This is a genomic window from Alteromonas sp. ABV4_150 (assembly GCF_056311745.1).
In genome coordinates this window covers 4,415,571-4,440,236 of record NZ_CM149971.1, presented here as the reverse complement: position 1 = coordinate 4,440,236, position 24,666 = coordinate 4,415,571, and the positions used below count along the sequence as shown (strand labels likewise).

Genomic DNA, 24,666 nt, shown 5'->3' with positions numbered 1-24,666 from the left:
GTTTGCACGAAAGAAAACATAATGGGGTCAGAGTCACGACTCTGACCCCATTCCTCCTTCAGCCGAACCTCAAAAATGGGGTCGAAGTACTTTATTACTATCAAGGTGAGTACGCAGTTATACCGTTATCCCCAGTACCGAAAATTCAGAAAAAGTACTCTGACCCCTTTATTTGTTATTTATTCAAGCTTTAATGTGCATTTCGAATTTTATAAAAATCAATAATATCAATTGGATATAAAATAACTGTAAAAAAGTTAATTTTTTATGAAATTTCCTTGTGGGTAGGAAGGTCTTCTTAAATACACGTGCTTACTGTACGTCAAACATGACTAATATTATTGAGGGTAGATCAATGAAACAAATTAAAAAATCATCAGTAGCGACAGCGTTGGGTGCAGTTGTAATTGGCTCTTTGGCGTCAACGGTTGCAGTAGCAGATGTAAATCCATTTGGTATGCAAGCATTAGAATCTGGTTACAGCCAATTCGCTGCGGAAGGCAAGTGTGGTGAAGGCAAATGTGGCGGCGACAAAGCAGAGAAAGAAGGCAAGTGCGGCGGCGACAAGAAAGCTGAAAAAGAAGGCAAGTGTGGCGAAGGCAAATGTGGCGGCGACAAGAAAGCTGAAAAAGAAGGCAAATGTGGCGAAGGTAAATGTGGCGGCGACAAGAAAGCTGAAAAAGAAGGCAAGTGTGGCGAAGGCAAATGTGGCGGCGACAAGAAAGCTGAAAAAGAAGGCAAGTGCGGCGAAGGCAAATGCGGTAGCATGTAATTGTTATTCAATTAACATTGTGTAGCGTAAGATAGAATGATGTAAGGCTATACGAGTTAAGCTTAGCAACAAATGGCTGTCGAATGATGGCCATTTTTGTCTAAAAACGTACGTTACTATTGTGCAATCCCATGCGGTAAAGGGGAAGATATGGAAAACATCTGTGGCGCGGGTCTTGGATTTCGTCGAGAAATGCTTAAAGCGCTTTCACCTGCATTGCCATCTGAGGTCGATTTTTGGGAAGTTGCACCTGAAAATTGGATCCCACTTGGTGGAAAGTACCAAGATCAATTTCAGCAAGCGTCTTCGCAAGCTCCCTTTACAACTCATGGTTTATCTTTGTCTATCGGAAGTAGCGACAAACTAGATGTCGAGTTTGTAAAAACCGTTAAACGATTTTTAGATGCAAACAACATTGCATTGTATAGCGAGCACTTAAGCTTTTGTTCTGGCAACGGTCATATGTACGATCTGATGCCTATTCCTTTTACTGAAGACGCGATTAAGCACGTAGTATCTCGAATTGTTCAAGTTCAAGATATCATTGAACGACCGCTAGTCTTAGAAAATGTCTCTTATTACATTGCGCCAGGCCAAGAGATGGATGAGCTTGAATTTACCAAGAGCATACTAAAAGAATCGGGTTGCAAAATGCTTCTCGACGTAAATAATGTTTACGTGAACAGTATCAACCATAAATACGATGCGAAAGCGTTCATTAACGGCTTGCCCTCAGACAAAATTGTGTATGGCCATATTGCAGGTCATTATGATGAAGCAGAGGATTTGAAAGTTGATACTCACGGGGCTGATGTGATTGAGCCAGTTTGGGCGCTGTTGGAGCACGCTTACCTTACTCACGGCGTATTTCCGACTTTGTTAGAGCGTGATTTTAATATTCCCCCGCTAAGCGAATTATTAGCGGAAGTGAAGAAAATTAAGCAAATTCAAGCAAAATGCGAAGCTGCAATAGCGTCAAGGGTTAAAGGAAGTGTCGCGTGACTCAGTCATTTCAAACCACTCAAAAAACGTTCGTTGATGCGATCAAAGACCCAAAGACATTTTGTGATACCGACGCTGATCACATTCGCCGGATGAAAATTTATCAATCCCTGTTTTTTAACAACGTCGATAATTTCGTCAGTACCGGTTTTCCCGTTTTAAAATCTATTGTGGTAAAACAGTATGGTGAAAAAGGATGGGAGAGTATTGTGCGTCAGTTTTTTATTGAGCACGAATGCCGCTCTCCTTATTTTGCCGAAATAAGTAAAGAGTTCGTTGAGTACCTTTCAACAGAGCCAGCCTTCGATATTACTCTGCCTGACTTTGCTGCGGAGCTTGCTCACTATGAGTGGCTTGAGCTTGACGTCAGTATCAGAAAAAATGAAGACAATGTTGAGTTCTATCAGCAAGAAAACAATGTTACCGCTATTAGGGTGTCACCGTATGCCTCGTTGGCGGCATATCAGTTTGAAGTCCATCTAATTGGTGAGGATTATATCCCTGAGCAACCTGCCCAAGAACAGCAGTTCTACGTTGTTTACAGAGACCGTGAGTTTGACGTTCAATTTGCTCATGTTAATCCGGTAACGGCTATTCTAGTCAACACGCTGGAACAAAATGAAATGGGAATGGAAATAGAGCAATTAGCTGAGTCGTTGTGTGAGCAACTTCCCCAAATTCCGTCAAACGTGCTTGTAAATGGTATGAACCAGACCCTCACTGATATGTTACAAAAAGGAATACTGCTTCCAGTATCCTAAGTAACCATTACTATTTAGCTGCTTTATATTAAACTTTCGCTAAGATCTGGTCTGAAAGTGAGCGATCGATCATATTAGCGCTGTCAATCGGGCTTGCTTTCGATTAACATTTAGCACCATTTTTTTGTTCACAAAATTGTTTAGGTAGTGCAAATGGCTGACAATTCAGATTTCATAGAAGTCTATAACAAGTGGTACTTTCTAGCATCGCTAGTAACTCTAATCGCGTTCCCGTTGATGCATATCATCGCCGGCTGGTTCACCTTCTGGTTATAACGCAGACATTCAAGGCATAATTGTGACTGCAGAATATATTAAATCAGTAGTGAAAACCGTACCTGACTATCCAAAGCCAGGTATTTTATTTAGAGATGTGACCAGCGTTTTAGAAGATCACAAAGCATTTAGTAGCTGTATCTCGTTACTTGTAGAAAAGTATCAAGGTATGGGATTTACCAAGATAGCAGGTACTGAAGCACGCGGGTTCCTTTTTGGTGCGCCATTGGCCATCGAAATGGGCATTGGTTTTGTTCCAGTAAGAAAACCCAACAAACTTCCTCGTGAAGTCGTTAGCGAAAGCTACGAGCTTGAATACGGCATGGATACTTTGGAAATCCATAAAGATGCCATCGAGCCAGGTGATAAAGTGCTTCTTATTGACGATTTACTTGCAACAGGTGGGACGATAGGCGCTTCTGCAAAACTAATTCGTTCATTGGGCGGTGAAATAAATCACGCAGGTTTTGTGATTAACTTACCAGACCTGGGTGGCGAAAAGAAATTGAGTGCGCTTGATATAGAAAGCTACTCTATTTGTGAGTTTGAAGGCGAATAATCGCTATAAAGCATAATTAGCAAAAGGCGAAATACGTAATAATGAGTTATCAGGTACTAGCAAGGAAGTGGCGACCAGGCAAGTTCAGCGAACTTGTAGGTCAAGAACATGTAGTCTCTGCCATTTCAAATGCTTTGGATAACGACCGTCTACACCACGCTTATCTGTTTACAGGTACGCGAGGTGTAGGTAAAACTACTATTGCACGTATTTTTTCGAAAAGCCTTAACTGCGAAGAAGGGCAAGGGGCCAACCCTTGCGGTCAATGTAATACCTGTAAAGAGATAGAGCAGGGCAACTACGTTGATTTGTTAGAGATTGACGCTGCATCAAGAACTAAGGTCGAGGATACTCGCGAACTTCTTGATAACGTACAATACAAGCCAACTCGCGGACGTTATAAAGTGTACCTTATCGATGAGGTACACATGCTTTCAAAACACAGCTTTAATGCGCTGTTAAAAACGCTGGAAGAGCCACCTCCACACGTTAAGTTCTTACTGGCGACCACCGATCCTCAAAAGCTTCCGATAACCATCTTATCCCGTTGCTTGCAGTTTAACTTGAAAGCCATGTCTCGGGAGCAGATTGTTGGGCAGCTGCAGCATATTTTAGAGCATGAACAGCTACCTTTCGAGCCACAAGCGCTAGCGCTTCTGGCAAGAGCCGCCCAAGGCAGTATGCGTGATGCGCTGAGTTTAACTGACCAAGCGATTGCACAGGGTGGAAATCAAGTGCTGGCATCGGTGGTAACCGATATGCTGGGGCTGATGGACAAGAACCAGTTGCTTAAAGTGGTTCATGCTGTGGTAAGTAAAAGTCCTGCTGATGTATTGCAGTTGGTCAATGACATCGCAGAGCAAGCCCCCGATTATGACAACGTACACAGCGAATTAGCTAGCCTGCTGCACCAAATAGCATTAACGCAATGGGTGCCTGAAGCATGTAAGCTAGAAACCACGTCGGCTAAAGCGATATTTCAATTAGCGAAAACTATTCCAGCAGAGCAAGTGCAGTTGCTTTACCAGATTGCGCTGCAAGGAAGAAAAGACTTACCGTTTGCTGCAGACGGAAAAAGTGCGTTTGAAATGACATTGATGCGTATGATGTCGTTTGCTCCAAACATCCCCATCGACGACACCGCAAATGAGATTGAAAACGGGAGGAGTGAGCATAGTTTACCTTTAGATCATGCTTCTTCCAGTGGTGGCCCGGGAAACGTCGGTAAGCAGGAGGAAGCGCCGTTAAGCGAAACTTCTGCAACCAATGTGCAGGAGGAAACGCCTTCACATCTATCGGTTGAATCTACCTCTACCCAGTCGTCAGAAAGTGCGCCATCTACCCCAGACTCACTTGCTACATCAATAATTGAAAAAGAGCAGCAAGAGCAGGAACACGCAGCCGCTGATGAAAGCGAGTTGAGTGGAAGTGATACTCTGTCGGCGCTACCTCATGCAGAGTCAGAGGCTTCGCCGACTCAATCAACAGGGCCGGAGCGTGATGCTTCACATGATGATGAATCCGTAAAGCCAGCTCCAACTTCGTCTATTGAAGAACTACCCGTAGAAAAAAACGCGGTACAAACAGAAAACGTTGCTGCAGAGCTTGAACCAACGCTTAAGGATGTCAGTGCCCCCTCTAGCAAAGCAGAGCAGCATTACGATGGACCTCCATTAGATGCGTACATGGACGATATGCCACCTCCGTCAGAAGATGATGGGTCGTTAGGTTTTGATGGATTTCATGATGCTGAAGGCTCTTATGACGCTAAAGGCTCTGATAAAAACAGCGAGGTGTTGGCGCACGAGAACGAAGTGTCTTCATTAACCGCCGAAGAGCAGTTGACTTCTACGGCTGATATGTTGGCACTTCGTCAAAAGTTAAAGCAAAGAAAAGCACAAGACGCAGAGGCAAAAAGTACCAGCGCAGCAAATGCTAAGACCGAAAGTGCAAGTGATATTCAAGCGCGCTTTACCAGAAGTAAAGCCGAGGCTTTGAGTACTGCACAAACTGCACATGGAGTTAACAAGGGTAGCGATAATAGTGCAGGGCAGGCTAGCGCTGATAATGAAATCAAGAGGGGGGATTTAAACCCCGTTGGGCATGAAGACAGCCGTGAGCTGCAAGACCATAGCCCTGAGCCTCTAAATAATAGTCCAGAGCTTAAAGAGAGCAGCCCGGAGCGTATAGATAGCGGCTCAGAACATAAAGACAATAGTGTTGCGCGCGTAGACATTCCTCAACTGGAAAATACAAATTCAGGCTCGTCCTTAGGTAATACTCTCGCGCATTCTTCTGACGCTATGCATACTAGCGAGTCAGAAAAGAATCATTCTAGCTCAAACCACACGAGCGATTTCTCGCTTGATGAGTTTGAAGAGGATATGCCTTTTTCAAATGACGAATCTAAGGCGCAATCAAACTCGGAAACACCGGTTGAGGATATGCCACCTTGGGCTACTGATTACGATAATCAACCACCTCAACACGTTGAAGGTGCTGATTATGTTGAAGCGCCCTTAGATAGCAGCTCCAATTACGACAGTGCCCCAGATCAAATGGAAAGTGCGGGAGATCGGTCTTTTGCGCGGGATGCTCTAAATTTTGATACGCCGCTGAGCAGTACCTATGACGGGCAGTTAAAAGCGTACTTAAATGACGGAAGCAAATTAACTCACGCTAGCCAAATTGACGAATGGAGCAATCTAGTTGAGCAAATGCCAGTTGCTGGTCTACTCAAACAATTGGTGCTGCACGCATCATTTTCTCGAGCGGGCAATCAAGTGTCCCTTGAAATTGACCATAGTCAGACGCATTTATTAAATGATAGTGCGAAAAAGCAATTGGTTGATGCAATCCATCATGGGTTGGGTGAAAACGTTGAAGTAAATATCACGTTAGGTGAACCAGCATCGACACCTTTTGCGTTACAACAAGAGATTCATGCCATGCGCCATGCGCATGCACACTCGGTGATTAAAACCGACGATACAATTCAAGCATTGCTATCGACTTTCGATGCGTCAGTGCTAGCCGATTCGGTTAAAGCGCGATAGCAGAATTATTAACACCAAAACGAAGCGAGACAAAAATTATGTTTAAAGGTGGAATGGGCAATATCATGAAGCAGGCGCAGCAAATGCAAGAGCGCATGCAAAAAGCACAAGACGACCTAGCCAAAATTGAAGTAACAGGTGAAGCGGGTGCAGGCATGGTTAAAGTAACCATGACGTGCAACCACAACGTGCGTCGTGTAGACATTGATGAGTCATTGATGGACGACGACAAAGATATGGTTGAAGATTTGGTTGCTGCAGCATTTAACGACGCGGTACGTCGAGTTCAAGAAACTAGCAAAGAGAAGATGGGTGATGTAACTGGCGGTATGCCATTACCTCCTGGCTTCAAAATGCCGTTTTAGACCTTAAACACTCATACGCGCTGGGCTTTAATGCATCAGCATGTGGTAAGTTCTCACGAAGCTCTGGTTTTATACCGGAGCTTTTTGGTATTTGCTCTTTAAATTAAATGAACCTAATCGGTCAAATTTCTACAATCGACTCTAAATCCAAATTGCCAGTATAGACTCGAGCAACGGCATTCTTATCTCGTTATTCACGCTTTTCATCCTAAACACACACGTTTGTTTATATCTACACTAATATTAATAAAAGCGCATAAAAAGTTTAGGTTAACCAATTCCTAGTCTATATTTAAGTTACTTTGCTCTTAAAGTTTTTCTATGGAGTGTTTTCTAAAAATTGATAGAAGTTAGACTCTTGATAGAGTCGTCTAAAAAATGGGTTGGAACAAATATAATGCACAACAAAGCTAGCGAACTTTTATCATTAGTGAATCAATGCGATAAAGAACCGATTCATCTTTTAGGTAAGATACAGAATCACGGTTTCATGATTATTGTGGATAAAGAGGGGGGGGTTACTCATTTATCGGAAAACCTGGAGCATTTCGCTAATGTGTCTCGTGATAACCTAATCGGTCAAAGTCTGTGGGAAATACTAGACCGTAAGCTTGTGCATGCAATTCGAGGCGCGCAGAGTCAGGCGATGATCCTGAGTAAAGCAACTTACCTTCATTCAATTTCAATACCTCATTGCGAAGACAACTTCGACCTGTGTATTCATCAAAGTGCAGAGCATTTAATTCTTGAATTCGAAAAACTAGAAAGTGCTGGTAAATACGAGGGCGTAATCACTGCACTTATGACTCAAATGTCAATGTTTTCTGAGCTTGATGACCTTTATGAAGGTTTGGTTGAAAGTGTAAGAACAGCGACGGGCCATGACAGGGTAATGCTCTATCAATTTTTAGCAGACGGTTCAGGCGAGGTTATTGCTGAGTCTACCACTAGCGATATGACGCCTTTTTTGGGGTTGCGTTATCCGGCCTCTGATATCCCTCGCCAAGCAAGACAGCTCTACAAGAAAAACCTTATTAGAACCATATCTGATGTCAATGGTGAAACCTACAGCATCATAGGGCAAAACATAGAACATGCAGACAATATCGATCTTTCACTTTCACGTCTAAGAGCGGTGTCGGAAGTCCATATTCAATATCTTAAGAATATGAAAGTTGGCGCTTCTATGTCGATATCGCTTATTGTTGAAGGCGAATTGTGGGGACTAATTGCTTGTCATCACAACAGTAAAAAAGTGATTCCTGGCCGGTTAGTCGCTCAGCTAGAGCTTTTTGCAGAAATGTTTTCACTAGAATTATCGAGAAGGCTTGTTAATGAACGCATAAGGGTTAGTGAAAAAGCGAATGCTACTTTTGCCCGCGTACTTAGTAATCTTTCTTTGGGCAGGTCATTAAACAATGCCATTGCAGAACAACTTTCTTTGCTTAAGACGCTCATAGATATCGACGGCATAGGCTGTATTTTTAGCAATGAATATACTAAATCGGGTGCCGCATTTAGCTCTCGGAAAATTAAGCGGCTCACGGCAATACTAGCCGAACTTCCCGATGAGGAAATTCACCAATTTGATAATTTGGCCGACATTGATGATTCGTTAGCAGATACTCAAGTGGCAGGGGTTTTAGCACTCAAAATCTCTAGTCAGCCAATGGACTATATTTTTCTTTTTAGAAACTCAGTGGTCAACCAAGTGTCTTGGGCGGGCAATCCTTCGAAGCGGGTTGAATTGAAGGACGGTGAAGAGGTACTTACTCCACGGGCGAGTTTTGAGAAATGGGTAGAGACTAATGAGTCAACCTCTACTCCTTGGACCACGCTCGATATTGAACGTGCTAAATCTATTAGACTCGGAGTGATGGAATTAACAATTCGCCATTTACACGAAAAAGAGCAATTGCAACGTGAGGCGAAAAAAAGACTCGAGTTACTCATTGGTGAATTGAATCACCGAGTTCGCAATATCTTGAATTTAGTAAGCGCGATTATTGGACAGACATCGCAAAATAAGAAAGATATCGATGAATTTGTGGTCTCTTTATCGTCTAGAATATCTGCACTTGCTCTGGGCCATGACCAACTTACGCATGCCTCATACAACAGCGTGAGATTCAAGGATCTTCTTCATAACGAGCTTAAAGCTTATATGATCAAAGAGTCGTCTTTTAAAATAGAGGGGCCTGACATATATCTTGTGCCATATGCCGTTACGCCAATTGTACTAGTTTTTCACGAGATGATTACCAATGCAGCGAAATATGGAGCCTTAAGCGCTACAAGTAATGATGGCAGGGTGGCGATAACCTGGGACTTAGATGAAAAAGGCTGCATTATTAAATGGGAAGAGCTAGGAGGCCCGCCCTTACATGGCTTAGGCGAGGAAGGGTTTGGGATGACGGTTATAAAATCAGTTATTCCTCATGAACTCAAAGGAAAGGCGTCATTGAGCACTAAAATTACCGGACTCAATGCAGAGTTTCTCATTCCTCGTAAATATGTAGAGTTTGGTACTAGCCAAACAAGTTCTCAGCATTCAACTCATGGCGAAAAGCCTCAAGCGGCCACTACAGCTAAAACTGAGAAAGTCCTCACAAGCGCCTTCATTGTGGAAGATAATCTACTTATTTCACTAGACCTCAAAAAACACCTCAAACAATTGGGCATTGATAAGGTTGATATCTTTGGTGATATCAGCTCAGCAAGGGCGGCATTGGCCAAAGTTAAACCTTCGATGATGTTTTTAGACGTTCATCTGGGGAATGAAAATACTTTTCAGTTAGGTATCGAAATACAGAAATTATCAATACCTTTTCTTTTTATTACGGGTTACGGAGCGGCAATAGAGTTGCCAGACGAACTCTCTGATGTGGATATACTAACCAAACCTGTCGACACAACATTATTAAAGCGCTCTATCGAAGCTTTTGGTTTTAAGGTGTAAACCCGTGATTGCCAATACTAACCCTGTGATACTTGTTGTTGAAGACAATTTAGTTGAAGCGATGAACGTTAAAAATGCGCTGACCGAAGCAGATATGCAGGTGTTAGGCATAGCAAAGACGGAAAGTGAATTGTATGCGTTAATTGATAAGCGTGTTCCAGATCTCATTTTGATGGACATCGATTTGGGTGGTTCAGATTCTGGTATTGGAATTGCGAAAAGCGTTACAGAAAGGTTTGAAGTGCCAGTTGTGTTTAGTACCTCTTACTGTGATGACTCGACAATTTCTAATGCGCTCGCAGTTTCCCCGTATGGATATTTAGTAAAGCCGTACGGTGTGCTTTCGCTCACTACTACTATTCACGTTGCGCTTGAAAGAAAAAAAACGGAAAAAGCGCTAGCCTCGTCTAATAGGCGTTTCGCAATGGCATCAGAGATTGCGAAGCTAGGCGTGTTAGAAGTCGATACCTCTACTCAGTCAGTCGTTATTGAAAGCGTGGAGAACCTTTTTGATTTTCCACGCAAAATGCCAATAGCCAAATTCCTTACCTTGTTTCCCGAAGAAAAAGAAGCTGAGTTAAAAGAGGCGATACAATTAAAGTCGAATTACCTCACAACATTGCAGCTAAAAATTGAAGGTCAACCGACTAAATGGTTTCAGATTGTCCTTTCAGATGTAGGGTGGGGCGAAGACTATGTTCAAATTGGCGCCATACAAGATATATCTATCCTACAGAGCACTCAGACAAACCTGAGTGTTGCAGATAAGATTGTAAGTGAAATTAAAGAAGGTGTTTTAGTCTGTGATGCTGAAGGTCTCATAATAAAAGCTAACCAATCTTTATGTGAGATGCTAGGCACCCAAGCCGAGCACCTAATATCTACTCACATTAACAAAGTTTTTCCTAAAGCGCGAAAACACGATCCTCGCCCAGACTATCTGATAGACGGTTTAAGGACAGAGCTCACTATTGTAAGCGAAGGACGAAGGTTTCATTTAACCATGTCGGTAACTTCATTTAATCTTGATGATGGAGAAACAAATTTCGTCGCCATTCTTACCGATGTTTCAGAACTAAAGTCATCGGAAAGCCAACTCAAGTACCTTGCATTTACTGACGCCCTCACTGGTGCTGGAAATCGAAACTTTTTGAATAGTATTGTCGAGACTTATAGTGAATCATGTGAGCCCTGCTCAATCATTTTTATCGATATCGATGAATTCAAGCTAATAAATGATACTCATGGGCATGAGGTGGGAGACGAGATATTAAGAGCATGCGCGAGCCGATTTAAAGCTGCACTGCGAGATGATGACAGTATTATTAGGTTTGGCGGTGATGAGTTTGTTGTTGTGACAAGTACTACCTGCCATAAGCTGTTAAGTAAAATGACATCCCGATTATCTTCTTCACTGAAAACAGTGTTTAAGACAACATCAGGCGACTTTCAAATTACAGCAAGTATTGGGCTAGCGTCATCTACAGAAAACATGTCGCCAACAGAACTACTAAAAAATGCCGATATCGCAATGTTTTCAGCAAAACAAGGCGGTAAAAACAACGTTGTCAGATTTAGCGAGAACCTGTCGAAAAACATTGAATATAGGCTGTTTATTCAACAAGGGCTTAAAAGCGCTATTCAAAATAAACAAATTACCGCTTATTTTCAGCCTATAATGGGCTCAAACGGTGAGGTTTTAGCCGTGGAGGCCTTAGCGCGATGGCACATTCCCAGCCATGGGCCAATAAGCCCCGACAAGTTTATACCTATAGCAGAGCGTACCAAGCACATTCACGATATCGGGTTACTGATGCTTGATGAAGTCTGTTTCGCTCTCAAAGCACTAAGCGGATGGGGTTTTTCAAAGGTAAAATTCAATTTAAATATGTCAGCGGTGCAGTTACAGAATGATGGTGTCATAGAACTGTTTGCTGAACGTTTTGCCTTTCATAACATTGACCCTGGACGAATAGTTATAGAAATCACTGAATCTACGCTGCAAAGTTCAAAGGCAAGAGAGGTGCTTGCCAAAATTAAAGCGCTTGGCGTCAGCGTTTCCATCGATGACTTTGGTACAGGCTTTTCTTGCATATCAGAGTTGGCGGATGAAACGTATGATGCGATAAAAATTGACCGCTCGCTACTACCCGCTTTTCCACTGCCAAATAAGCAAGAAAAACGCAGAGCGCTTATCATCGAGAATGTAGTATCTATGTGTGTGAAACTAGGTATGCCATGCACATTAGAAGGGTTAGAGACCGTTGAACAGGTATCCTTTGCCAAAAAGATTGGCGCCAAAGCGATGCAAGGGTACTACTTTGCAAAGCCTTTGAACTTGGTCGGATTAATGGAATATCTTCAAGCAGAACATGCTTCACCGCTTGTCGACATTTCATAAAACGACGAGTTGTAGTGAAGGAGTATCCACAAGTACTAATTTACGTCATCAGAAACTTACCTATCGCACTAAAACGTTCCTTCGCTTAGAATTGGTCTTTAATCTGACGTTATTCGTTATATTATAGATTCTTTATTCCCTCCAGCGTTTTGACAGTTTTTTCTCATAAACAGTGCAGGGAAATTGTAAAACCAATCACCCTAAATAGAGGTTTGTAGTGCTAAGGAAAGGCTTAGTTATCACCACGGTTCTTTTGCTTCCTATCGCCGCCGTGTTGTTTTTTATGAGTGTGCACGAACTGTTTAAAATGAAAACGGTGACAGTAGACCCAAAACTCAAAGAAATTTCTGGAATAGAATTCGACAAATATAAAAGACTGTGGGCTATCAACGATAGCGGCGACGGTCCGATTCTATATATGCTTAACAAAGACGGCAGCATAGAGAGAGAGGTGACGGTTTCAAATGCTAAAAATGTTGACTGGGAAGATATGACACAAAACAGCTTTGGTCATTTCTTTCTGGGGGATTTTGGCAATAATGACAACAAACGCCGCTGGCTTACTATTTATAAAATTGAAAATCCTATCGATATTCAGGGGGATAGCACGGAAGCAGAGATTATTAAGTTTACTTATCCTGAAATGGGAAAAGGTAAAGTAAAGCCTGAAGATAAAAATTACGATTTAGAAGCTTTTGTGGAATACAAGCGCAACCTATACTTATTCACGAAGAATAGAACAAAGCCATTTGATGGCATTACTAAATTATACAAAGTGGGCGATCATGCGGCGAATTTCGACGCGCAGTTAATTGGAGAGTTTAAAACCTGTACCACACTAGAAAAGCTATGTTGGATAACGTCCGCGGCGATAAGCCCTGATAGAACAAAGCTGGTATTATTAGATTCAACCAGCTTGTGGTTATTTGAGAATTTTGAAGGTGATAATTTCTTTAGCGGCGATGTCTCTCGTATCGACCTCGGTGTAGTAACGCAAAAAGAGGCCGTAACTTTCTATGATGACAACACTCTTGTGTTTACAGACGAAGAATACAAAGGCCTATTTGGCGGCAATGTATACGAAGTTAAACTCGACCAAGTGAAGCGTAACGTGATTAAATACCGCGAAAGCCCCAAACTAACCGAACAAATACCTAAGCAGTAAATATTATGAAGTTCAGCCCGCTACTCTCAGAACTAATACAGGCATTGACCTGTCTTCCCGGCGTAGGCAATAAGAGCGCCCAACGAATGGCATTTCACCTTCTAGAGCGAAATCGCACGGGTGCGATTGATTTAAGCAATGTGCTACATAATGCCATGGAGCACATTCATCATTGTAAGCGTTGCAGAACGTTCACGGAAGATGAGCTATGCGATATTTGTCGCCATCCAGAAAGAGAAGCGAGCGGTTTATTATGTATCGTAGAAAGTCCCCAAGATGTATTAGCAATAGAGCAAACGCTCAGTTATAAAGGCCAGTATTTTGTACTGATGGGACATTTATCTCCTATAGATGGTGTTGGGCCTGAAGAAATTGGTTTAACCGAGCTTGAGGCGCGCTTAGCCGCTGGTGGGATAAATGAAGTTATCCTAGCCACAAACCCAACCGTAGAAGGTGAGGCAACGGCGCACTACATTGCTCAGCTTTGTACAAGTCACAAAGTTGACGCTTCTCGCATTGCTCATGGTGTACCTGTTGGGGGAGAACTTGAATACATTGACGGTAATACACTTACCCACGCTTTTTCAGGTCGCCGTAAACTGTAACGTCGCCGCAAGCTGTAACTAAAATACAGAGCGTTTTAAACATGTGAAATAAAACGCTCTCTTTTTATAAAATCTTTGCTTCATTTCCAAGTTAATTCCTACCTATTCGCTCGTTATACAAGCGGTATTGGCCTTTTCTCGAAAAAGTTTGCGAATAGAAAATAAATTTTCGTTCTAAACGTTGAAAAGTGCGTTGAGTGACCTTACCTGTTTAACATCAAACGTGATCCATTCAACGAGGAGATATTGGATTATGGCTGAAGCAGCCCACAAAGAAACCCACGGTTTTCAAACAGAAGTAAAACAGCTTCTTCAACTGATGATTCACTCTTTGTATTCAAACAAAGAAATTTTTCTACGCGAGCTTGTGTCAAACGCGGCAGACGCGGCAGATAAACTGCGTTTTCGCGCGTTAGAAAATGATAGCTTGTACGAAAACGATGGTGAATTAAACGTAAAACTTAGCGTTGATAAAGAAGCGAACACGGTTACGATCACTGACAATGGTATTGGTATGACTCGTGATGAAGTCATCGCCAACCTAGGTACTATTGCCAAATCTGGTACTAAAGATTTCTTTAGCAAGCTTTCTGGCGATAGCGCAAAAGACTCGCAGCTTATTGGTCAGTTCGGTGTAGGTTTCTACTCAGCATTTATCGTTGCAGACAAAGTTTCTGTACGCACTCGTGCAGCTGGTGCTGATGCATCTACTGGTGTTGAATGGGTTTCAGACGGTGAAGGTGAGTTCACTATCGCTGAAATCAACAAGCCGACTCGCGGCACAGAGATTACGCTTCACCTTCGAGAAGATGAAAAAGAATTTGCCGATACATGGCGTCTACGCTCAATTGTAAGCAAATACTCAGACCACATCAGTATTCCTGTACAAATGTGGAAAGATGAAGTGCCAGAGAGTGAAGGTCCGGATGGTGAGAAAATTGAAGCTCAGCCAGGCGAATGGGAGGTGGTAAACAAAGCCACAGCGCTGTGGACTCGTGAAAAGTCTGATATTACGGATGAAGAGTACAACGAGTTCTACAAACATATCTCTCATGACTTCGCTGATCCGCTAGCATGGGCGCACAATAAAGTGGAAGGTAAAACTGAGTACACCAGCTTACTTTACATTCCTTCTAAAGCGCCTTTCGATATGTGGAACCGCGATCAAAACCATGGTCTTAAGCTTTACGTTCAGCGCGTTTTCATCATGGATGACGCAGAGCAGTTTATGCCTACTTACCTGCGTTTTGTTAAAGGTTTGCTAGATAGCAACGACCTTCCGCTAAACGTGTCTCGTGAAATTCTTCAAGACAACAAAATTACCCAAGCACTTCGTCAAGGCTGTACTAAGCGTGTTCTACAGATGCTTGAGAAGATGGCTAAGAACGACAGCGATAAGTACCAGTCGTTCTGGAACGAGTTTGGTAATGTACTGAAAGAAGGCCCAGCGGAAGATTTCAGCAACCGTGAGAAAATTGCTGGTCTATTGCGTTTTGCTTCGACACACGGAGAATCTGACGCCCAAATGGTTTCATTAGCTGATTATATTGAGCGAATGAAAGAAGGTCAGGATAAGATTTACTATGTGACTGCAGACAGCCTGCAAGCGGCTAAGTCTAGCCCTCACCTTGAGATTTTCCGTAAGAAGGGAATCGAAGTATTGCTAATGGGCGAGCGCATTGACGAATGGCTAATGTCTCACCTAACTGAGTTTAACGAGAAACAATTTGTTTCTATCGCGAAAGGAAACTTAGATTTAGGCGACTTAGAAGACGAAGAGTCTAAAAAGGCGCAAGAAGAAGCAGAAAAAGAAGTAGAAGGCGTTCTAGAGAGAGCGAAAACAGCACTAGGTGACAAGGTTGTAGACGTTAAGTTTACGCACCGTCTTACCGACTCGCCTGCTGTTATTGTTGCCGACGACAATGGTATGACTACACAGATGATGAAGTTGATGCAAGCGGCTGGACAGACCGTGCCAGATGTGAAGTATCACTTTGAACTCAATCCAGAACATAGCTTAGTTAAATTGCTTGCAGACACGCAGGATGAAGAGCTATTCAACCAGTGGGTTGGTGTGTTGTTCGACCAAGCAGCACTGTCAGAACAGGGCAGTTTGAAAGACCCTTCTACGTTTGTTCAGAACTTGAACACATTGTTGATGAAGTTGGCTAAATAGCCGAGTGAACAATAAGGTTTACACTTAAAAAACGGGCACGATGCCCGTTTTTTTATGTCTACTACTAACAAAAATAAATTGGGCTGCTTTATTGTGCTATATTTTGGCAGTCAAAATTGCTAGTTAATCACTTAACACTTTCAAAATTCATGCTTTTAAGATGAATTATTGGGCGATTGGCTTATGGGTATAGACTTAAATTTATAAACACGCCTATAAGCTGAACATATATTCGCCATTAGTCTTAAGATTAACTTTACGGTACTTCTTACACTTGTCACTACAGTGTTGAATGTGTAAAGTGCCCGAAGTAAAAAGTTCAAAAATCATAAGCGGAGAACGCACTCATGCGAATCATTCTTCTCGGCGCTCCTGGCGCGGGTAAGGGCACACAAGCTCAGTTCTTGATGGGCAAATATGGCATTCCACAAATTTCAACGGGCGATATGCTTCGTGCTGCAATTAAAGCAGGTACAGAGCTAGGTCTAGAAGCTAAGCGTGTAATGGACGAAGGCAAGCTAGTGTCTGATGAGATTATCATTGGCCTAGTTAAAGAGCGTATTGCACAAGATGACTGCAAAGACGGCTTCTTGTTAGATGGTTTTCCTCGTACCATCCCACAAGCTGATGCAATGAAGGAAGCAGGTGTTTCTGTTGACCACTGCATTGAGTTTGATGTTCCAGATGATGTAATTGTTGAGCGTATGGGCGGTCGTCGCGTACACCCAACATCGGGCCGCGTTTATCACGTTGTTTACAATCCGCCTAAGGTGGAAGGTAAAGACAATGAAACAGGCGACGATCTAATTGTTCGTGACGACGACAAAGAAGAAACTGTACGCAAGCGTCTTGCGATTTATCACGAGCAAACTAAGCCGCTTGTAAACTACTACAGTGCTGAAGCTGACGCTGGAAACTGTGAATACCACAAGCTTGACGGTACACGTCCAGTTGAAGAAGTGAGTGCTGAATTAGCAGAGCGTTTAGGTTAATCGCCGACAACGTTTATAAAAGGTCGCTTAGGCGGCCTTTTTTGTTGCTTGTAACTTATTAGCGGATAACGTTTAATAGCCTCTAATAGACGTAAGGTTTAATCCCTGATTAAAACTACGCGTTATAACGATAACATGTGGAGTAAACCATGGTTTTGCCAATTACGGCGTTTTACGCCAGCTTATTGGGTATTTGTTACCTGTACTTGTCGTTTTTAGTTATTGGTGCCAGACGTCGTCATCAAGTGGGTATAGGCGACGGAGGTCATGAAGATCTTAGTCGATTAGCCAGAGCCCACGGTAATTTCAGTGAGTACGTGCCTATTACTCTCATTATGATCGCGTGTTTCGAAGCCAATACGGGCCAAGTATGGGCTGTTCACGCTCTAGGAAGTGCGTTGTTATTTGGTCGTGTTTTCCATGCTTATGGACTAGGGAGACATTCTGGCGTTAGCTGGCAGCGCTTTGCGGGCATGATATTGACGTTTCTTGCTATGTTATGTGCCGCAATTGGAAACCTCGTGCTTATTCACTTTGGTTTGTAAGGTAATATCTGCCACAGGCTTATTTAAAAAGCGCTCATGGCAAAATAGTGCCAGCGAGCGCTTTTTCTTTTGAGCTACTTCTAGAAACGATAAGTTAGTTTAGAGTAAACGAAGCGGCCACGCGGGTTGTGCACGCCGCCTACATAACCGTAAAGGTCGCTATCACCGTTACCAATGGCAAATGGTGGCTCTTCATCCAGCAGGTTGTTTGAACCAATGACTAAGCGAAGGTTATCGCTATAGTTGTAACCAATCTGCAAATCAACCAACATTTGCGAATCAACGGTTCTTGAGGTGTTTTCTTCAAAATCCAGTACACCATCGAAGTTAATGTCTGGTGTATCTTCAAATTCACCAATAAAGCTGATGTTCAAGTTGGCATCAAACGCGCCTTTTGACCATGTTGTGCCGAACAACCAGCGGTGTTCTGGATAACCATACTCACCAGTGTAGTCTAGACCGTCTTTTTCAAACTCGTTCATATAAGACCAATCTAGGTTAAAGCGCACGTTACCGTATTCTTGAAGCTCCATGCTGTAATTAGCACTGAAGTCTACACCAGAGGCTTCTTGTGACGATACGTTTTGGTAAGTGTTGAAAATTTTCTGAATAACCCCTAGCGACTCACCTTGCTGCGGGTCTAGACGAACACAGATTGTGCTGTCTTGATTATTACACTCTGCGTCGTAAACCAACCCAAACTGCTGTTCGTCAATTTTGTTGTCTTGGGTAATGCTCCATACATCAATACTCAAGCCGAGTTCTTGAATAGGAGCGTAGATAACACCTACGTTCCAAGATTCAGACTCTTCTGCATCTAGGTCAGGGTTACCTGCAAACTCGATGTTGTAATCTAGGGATTCACAGTCTTGACCGGTGGCATCACAGCGATATTGATCTACAAAAAATACGCTTTTCTGCGATGGACCAAGGCCAACTTGTGCAAGAGATGGTGCTCTAAACCCTTGTGCCCAAGAACCGCGCACTGTCACTTCATCGCTTGGAGCCCAACGTAACGCAATCTTAGGGTTGGTAGTGCTGCCAAAGTCACTGTAGTGGTCATAACGGCCTGCTAACTGAAGTTCTAACTCATCAGCCAACGGAATTGAAAGCTCTAAATACGCAGCATACTGGTCGCGTTCTGCTGAAGCTGATACTGACTCAGTACCAAAGATCAGACCGCGTTGGAATTGGACGTCAGGCACGTCAGATACTTGCTCTTCACGATACTCAACACCTGCAGCCATCATAACTACATCGCCGCCAAAATCAAAGGCTTCGCCCGTAATATGTGCATCGACACTGGTCATTCGAGACTCACCGCGGCGCACTAAACTAGTAGTAATTTCGTCTATAACGCTTTGCGGGTTAGTTACGCCGCCAAATGGGTTGTAGTTGCCAAGATCAATTTGCTCTTGTAACCAATCAACGCGAACCCAGCCCTGTGACTGATCGCCACTTTGCTCTGAACGGCTGCGCCCTTTTTGTACTGACGCTTCCCAATCATAATCGCTAAATGTACCGCGTAGCCCTGCAACTAAACGAAGGGTATCGGACTCAATGTCCCAACGACGTGCGCCAGCATCAACAGGTCGGTAGCGACCTATCTCAATGTCTTGACCAAACGGATTATCTGGGTGAGTACCTGGAACGGTCAAGCCAGCGTCTTCATCAAGTGGGGTTGCTGCACCGCCTGCTTCAGACGTGTTGTGCTGCATAGCTACTTCCATAAACGCTGTGGTTTCATCGCCAATTTTGTAATCAAATTGACCGATGAAGCCTACACGCTCCGAAGCGGGGATGGTAAGACCGAAAGGACCGTAGTCGAACAAGCAACTACCAGAAGCCGTAGCGCTATCCTCTGGGCAGTCTGGATCGATGGTTTTGACGCCATCTACATAAAAGTAGCCAGGGTAACCCCGGGAAGAACGAAAATCCATACCGCCATAAGGCGATTGATTCGCGGTACCAAAACGTCCTATTTCATCAGCACCTAGCGTGCTGTTGTTAAAATAGTCAATGATAACAGTAGCACTGCTTTTCTCGCTTTGAGAGCCCCACAATAGACTTGCGGTTGTTTCATCGTAACTAGGGCCTGTAGTGCCACCGTAACCTGCATTAAGCTCTAGCCCTTCGAAATCTTTCTTAAGTACTACGTTAACTACACCCGCAACCGCGTCAGAGCCGTAAATTGCTGAAGCACCGTCTTTTAGAATATCAATACGTTCAATGGCTGAAACGGGAATAGAGTTAATATCTACAAATGAATTGGTAATACTTTCCGCAAATGCGCTGATGGCCACGCGGCGACCATTAATCAACACCAACGTCGCATCGGGCCCCATGCCTCTTAGTGATACGGCTGCTGAGCCGTTGGCGGTGGAGTCTTGGCTGTTATTGCGTGTTGAAAAAGTTCCCGCGCCGGTAGCAGGCATACGCTCAAGTAGCTGCTGAAGGTTTTCGTAACCCATACCGTCAATCATAGTTGCATCAATTGATTGAATAGGTGAGGGGCCTTCCATATCTGTACGCTTAATACGAGAGCCGGTCACTGCAATTCGTTCAAGGTTGGCTGCCTTCTTCGTCAGCTTGCTGTGCATATGCAGGAGAAAAAGAGGTAATTCCTGAAAGTGCTAACCCCACTGCAATTGCACTTACTTTACGACCTTGTTTCATTAATATTTCCTTATTGTCCATTTTACTTGTTGTGTTTTGCAGCTTAGGTATGCTGCAAAATTATCAATAGCATTCCTTATACTAAAGTTGCAATAGCGTAAAATGCGAAAGATGTGACACTTGGTTACAAAGTGTGTAAAGCAAGACTTACTTCAGAGCATTAGGCTCTTTTAATTAGAATAGTTAAAAGAAGATGTAGATAGCCTGAAAATAGAGGGATAGCGTGGAATGCTCCGACGATAAAACTATAAGCCTGTGGTTAAAGTACAGGCAAAAATTAGCGGATATTTTGTAATAGTTTGAAGGAGATGTGATTGGTTTAAATTTTTCAACAGCCGTCGAAGATAAGCAGTTTTTGAATATCTAAGCTGCTCACTACTGACGCAAATTTAAGCGCATGTAAATGTCTTATAGTTTTTTTAAATGAAAGGCTTAACCTAGCTGCGCTTATTGAAGTGCAACAAAAACTCTGTCTTTTCTGGGTAAATACCTATTATGTGTGTCTAAAGAAAATGCAACGGACGTCGCTTTGCCTTGAACCTCCTCAACTGGAAAAAAACCATAGTAGCGGGAATCTACGCTATTGTTTCTATTGTCTCCCAGAGCAAGGACATGGGCTTTCGGTACGGTAACCACATCGAAACTATTAGCGAAGCTAGGTATTGGATTAAGCGCAATAGTGCGATGTTGGCCTAGAATGGTTTCAGAATACAATTGACCACCTGTCGGATTTAATGCTGCCTTTTCACCGTTTATAAAAAGTACATTGTTTTTTAGCTCAACTTTATCACCCGCTATGGCAATAACTCGCTTTATGAGCCTTGTATTAGCAGCGTTGCTGTCGATAATTACAATATCGCCGCGTTTGATACCGCCAGTTTGAGCAACTACAACATCGGTAAAGGGGAGCTCTAACGTATATGCCGATTTATCAACAACCACCCGATCCCCAACCATTATTGTTGGTTCCATAGAGCCGCTGGGAACGTGATACCAGTCAGCGACACTGCTTCTAAATGAGAAGAGCAAAACGATAAATAAAATAAAAGGCAGGTTGTTTTTAACGTTTTGTTTGATGTTTGTCACAATCGCATTCTCGCTATTAGCATCTGGTAAATTCATTTAAAAGCTTTCTCTACACTTGATATAGAGATCATTCTGGTGCGTTCGTTCAATTTTATGTTGTGGCGAAAATGTAACTAACTGTGTCGCTGCATAGTTGAAGTTACTTCAGTTTTTATGTTTGTCATTTAGGTTTTATAAGTAAAGTCATTTTAAAATCAAATGCTTAATATTGGTTGGGCGAAAGTTGAATGTAGGTTCCGCAAGAAAGTTTTACTTAGGCAGTGCATAAGGGCTGTGGCTAATATCGTGCAGTGCCTGCCCGCTTATGATATTTCTTACATAATTTGATTAATAAAGAAATAAGAACGATGCGTGCGCGATTAAATTTAAAACGAATATATGCTGCCGTTGCTGTTAGTGCATTAAGTGCAGTGTCGGTGGGATGCACCTATAACACGAATAGCATAAATAAAAGTCAGCCAGTTTCTGTCGAAGAAACGAAGTTGGACTCTCAGAGCGCAACTTCTTTCAACGTAGGCTATGAACGATTTACGTTAGATAATGGACTTACTGTGCTATTACACGTAGACAGATCAGATCCAGTGGCGTCTGTCGCGTTGACGGCGCATGTTGGTTCGGCCCGAGAAAAGGAAGGTCGTACCGGATTTGCCCATCTATTTGAGCACTTACTCTTTCTAGAATCAGAAAATTTAGGGAAGGGAGGTTTAGACAAACTCAGTGCTAGAATTGGAGGATCTGGGGCAAATGGTTCAACGAGTCGTGACAGTACCAATTACTACCAAACGGTTCCCATTGATGCTTTAGAAAAATTGATCTGGGCTGAAGCAGATAAGTTGGGTTTTTTCATTAACACGGTGACAGAGCCCGTCCTTGCGAAAGAGAAGCAGGTTGTAAAAAACGAAAAACGTCAGAGTGTTGATAATCGCCCCTACGGTCATAATCAATATGTCATAGATAAAAATCTCTATCCCTCGGGTCACCCCTATAGTTGGCAGGTCATTGGTTCACTCGAAGACTTACAAAACGCTACACTTGCCGACGTTAAAGACTTTTTTGAGACTTGGTACGTCCCTAATAATGTAGTGCTTACTATTGCGGGTGACATAGATGTAGCACAAACAAAGGCTTGGGTTAAAAAGTACTTTGAGGAAATTCCCGCAGGAGACCAAATCAATAAATTAGCGCCTCAAGCTGCAAAGCTTGAAAATACAATAAAACGATTCCACGTTGATAATTTCGCTCAAGCGCCACTTTTAACCATGGTGTGGCCTACTGTGCCCGAGTACCATAATGACTATTACGCCTTGCAAGTGCTTTCTCAATACCTAAGCGAAGGTAAGAATGCGCCACTTAACAAAGTGCTTATTGATGAAAAGAAACTTACCAGCAATGTATACCTATACGGTTATGACGCGGAGATAGCGGGACAATTGCAACTTCAGGTTATGGCGTTTAATGGGGTTAGTTTAAATGCAGTTGCCCAAGGCGTTAAAGAAGCGTTTGCACGTTTTGAAGATGAAGGCATTTCTACAGAAGACTTAATGCGGATAAAAGCAGGGCAAGAAACCCAGTTCTATCAAGGTCTTTCCAGCGTGCTAGGTAAGGGGTTTCAGCTCGCCCAATATGAGATATTTGCGGGTGGCGCAGGCTACATAAGCCAAGACGTTGAAAAGATATTGGGCGTAACCCAGCAAGATGTAATTCGTGTATATAACACCTACATTAAAGATAAACATTATGTTGCTACGAGCTTTGTTCCTAAAGGCGGACAAGACTTAGTGTTAAACGGCTCTACAAAAGCTAAGGTTGTTGAGGAGCAGATAGTAGCGAACGCAGAAGAAAGCTTTGATGCTACGGTTGCTGCTGAATATGAACGGACTCCTTCATCTTTTGACCGCACACAAGAGCCTAGTTACGGTGATAGCATCGAAATAACACCTCCGAAAGTTTGGCAAAGCACATTGTCTTCAGGCATTGGTGTAACTGGCATCTCTAATGACGAAGTACCGCTTGTCGCCTTTGAATTACAGCTTGAGGGGGGGATGTTGCTTGACCCAGAAAACAAAGCGGGCACCGCAAATTTATTAGCCGAAACTCTTCTTAAAGGTACAGCTAATAAAACCGCTCAACAATTAGAGCAGGAAATTGAGCTTTTAGGTGCATCCTTAGACGCTAGCGCTTCTGAAACTGCCTTAACTATCAGCGGTACCGTGTTGTCTAAACATTACGGCAAACTAATAGAGTTAGTTTCTGAGGTTATTCTTTCGCCTCGTTTTGATGAGAAGGAGTTTGAACTAGCGAAAGACGATGTGATTAATCAGATTGAACAAATTAAAGCAAATCCGAACGCAATAGCATCTGTAGAGTTTAAATCACTGCTATACGGAAAAACGCACCCGTTTGCTCGAACAACTTTGGGTGATATTGAGTCAGTTCAAAATATTACGCTTGATGACCTACGGAAATATTACACTAATAATGTCTCGCCAATGGTCGCTAAACTGCGCATTGTGGGCGATATCAGTCAACAGGAAGCTGTAGACACATTATCTAACCTTAACGATAACTGGGACGCTAAAAATGTTATGCTTCCAACCGTGTCTGAGCCTGCTTTACCGCAAAAGGCCCAGCTGTTCTTCTACGATGTTCCTGGCGCAAAGCAGTCGATATTGTACTTCGGACACTCTGCACCCAACGTTCATCATCAAGACGCCTATAAAGCTAGTGTAATGAACTACCGATTGGGTGGGGGAGGTTTCGCCTCTCAACTGATGCAAGAACTCCGTGAAAAAAAGGGCTACACCTATGGTATTCGATCGTCATTTTCTAGTGACCAGTATACCGGCGAATTTACTATTCGAAGCTCAGTTCGCTCAAACGTGACCCTTGAGGCGACACAAGCGATTATAGATATATTGACGTCTTATGATAAGGGTTACTCTGATGAAGATCTTGCCGTTACCAAAGGCTTTACACTCAAATCTGGCGCACGGGCGTTTGAAACACTTGGAGCCAAGCTAGACATGGTGGGTGAAATCAGTGACTTTGGCTTTGCTAATGATTATGTATTAAAGCAAGAAGCAGAGGTGAAGGCGCTGACAGTCAATGAGATAAAACGCTTATATCGCGATTATGTGCATCCAGATAAGATGATTTATCTCATTGTTGGGGATAAAGAAACGCAATTTGAGCGCCTGGAGGCTCTTGGACTCGGGAAGCCGATACTGCTAAATGCTGAGCAGGAATAAAGGGCGAGCGGAATAAAAGGGT

At 43.0% G+C, this 24,666-nt stretch carries 17 protein-coding genes; 15 read left to right on the top strand and 2 right to left on the bottom strand.

Translation table 11 applies throughout. The annotated features are described in order from the left end of the window. Positions 1-355: 355 nt before the first annotated feature. From ACYX4M_RS19265 to ACYX4M_RS19200, 14 genes are all read left to right on the top strand, one after another. On the top strand, positions 356-772 hold the full coding sequence (locus tag ACYX4M_RS19265) for an HvfA family oxazolone/thioamide-modified RiPP metallophore (RefSeq protein ID WP_476081365.1): 417 nt from the start codon (positions 356-358) through the stop codon (positions 770-772). Positions 773-922: 150 nt separating this feature from the next. Next, complete coding sequence (locus ACYX4M_RS19260; protein WP_476081364.1) at positions 923-1,774, top strand: HvfB family MNIO-type RiPP peptide maturase; 852 nt, start codon at positions 923-925, stop codon at positions 1,772-1,774. After that, a complete protein-coding gene (locus tag ACYX4M_RS19255) occupies positions 1,771-2,535 on the top strand; it encodes an HvfC family RiPP maturation protein (protein WP_476081363.1) in 765 nt (254 codons plus the stop codon). Before ACYX4M_RS19260 ends, ACYX4M_RS19255 begins: the two co-directional genes overlap by 4 nt. Before the next feature lie 153 nt (positions 2,536-2,688). Further along, positions 2,689-2,811, top strand: coding sequence for a hypothetical protein (locus ACYX4M_RS19250; RefSeq protein WP_476081362.1), 123 nt, complete (start codon positions 2,689-2,691; stop codon positions 2,809-2,811). Positions 2,812-2,833: 22 nt separating this feature from the next. Continuing rightward, positions 2,834-3,370 (top strand): adenine phosphoribosyltransferase, encoded by a 537-nt coding sequence (gene apt / locus ACYX4M_RS19245; protein ID WP_476081361.1) that lies wholly within the window; start codon positions 2,834-2,836, stop codon positions 3,368-3,370. A gap of 41 nt (positions 3,371-3,411) precedes the next feature. Then, complete coding sequence (gene dnaX / locus ACYX4M_RS19240) at positions 3,412-6,426, top strand: DNA polymerase III subunit gamma/tau (RefSeq protein ID WP_476081360.1); 3,015 nt, start codon at positions 3,412-3,414, stop codon at positions 6,424-6,426. A gap of 38 nt (positions 6,427-6,464) precedes the next feature. Beyond that, entirely contained in the window at positions 6,465-6,791 is a 327-nt protein-coding gene (locus ACYX4M_RS19235; RefSeq protein WP_014950049.1) for a YbaB/EbfC family nucleoid-associated protein, read from the top strand. Positions 6,792-7,131: 340 nt separating this feature from the next. Further along, positions 7,132-9,750, top strand: coding sequence for an HWE histidine kinase domain-containing protein (locus ACYX4M_RS19230; protein ID WP_476081359.1), 2,619 nt, complete (start codon positions 7,132-7,134; stop codon positions 9,748-9,750). Positions 9,751-9,754: 4 nt separating this feature from the next. Further along, positions 9,755-12,151: an EAL domain-containing protein gene (locus tag ACYX4M_RS19225; RefSeq protein ID WP_476081358.1), complete on the top strand. Its 2,397-nt coding sequence runs from the start codon at positions 9,755-9,757 to the stop codon at positions 12,149-12,151. Between the two features lie 217 nt (positions 12,152-12,368). Next, entirely contained in the window at positions 12,369-13,316 is a 948-nt protein-coding gene (locus ACYX4M_RS19220) for a hypothetical protein (RefSeq protein ID WP_476081357.1), read from the top strand. 5 nt (positions 13,317-13,321) lie between these two features. Next, positions 13,322-13,921, top strand: coding sequence for a recombination mediator RecR (recR, locus tag ACYX4M_RS19215; RefSeq protein WP_476081356.1), 600 nt, complete (start codon positions 13,322-13,324; stop codon positions 13,919-13,921). Between the two features lie 253 nt (positions 13,922-14,174). Continuing rightward, positions 14,175-16,097 (top strand): molecular chaperone HtpG, encoded by a 1,923-nt coding sequence (gene htpG / locus ACYX4M_RS19210; RefSeq protein WP_476081355.1) that lies wholly within the window; start codon positions 14,175-14,177, stop codon positions 16,095-16,097. A 347-nt stretch (positions 16,098-16,444) separates the two neighbouring features. Continuing rightward, positions 16,445-17,089 (top strand): adenylate kinase, encoded by a 645-nt coding sequence (adk, locus tag ACYX4M_RS19205; RefSeq protein WP_476081354.1) that lies wholly within the window; start codon positions 16,445-16,447, stop codon positions 17,087-17,089. 149 nt (positions 17,090-17,238) lie between these two features. After that, positions 17,239-17,634, top strand: a complete 396-nt coding sequence (locus ACYX4M_RS19200; RefSeq protein WP_334059353.1) for an MAPEG family protein — start codon at positions 17,239-17,241, stop codon at positions 17,632-17,634. Between the two features lie 80 nt (positions 17,635-17,714). On the opposite strand, the gene ACYX4M_RS19195 is transcribed toward ACYX4M_RS19200, so the two are convergent. Further along, positions 17,715-20,234: a TonB-dependent receptor gene (locus ACYX4M_RS19195; RefSeq protein ID WP_476081353.1), complete on the bottom strand. Its 2,520-nt coding sequence runs from the start codon at positions 20,232-20,234 to the stop codon at positions 17,715-17,717. Positions 20,235-20,757: 523 nt separating this feature from the next. Continuing rightward, entirely contained in the window at positions 20,758-21,432 is a 675-nt protein-coding gene (gene lepB, locus ACYX4M_RS19190; RefSeq protein WP_476081352.1) for a signal peptidase I, read from the bottom strand. A 311-nt stretch (positions 21,433-21,743) separates the two neighbouring features. On the opposite strand from lepB, the gene ACYX4M_RS19185 reads away from it, so the two are divergent. Beyond that, entirely contained in the window at positions 21,744-24,644 is a 2,901-nt protein-coding gene (locus ACYX4M_RS19185) for a M16 family metallopeptidase (protein WP_476081351.1), read from the top strand. Positions 24,645-24,666 lie beyond the last annotated feature (22 nt).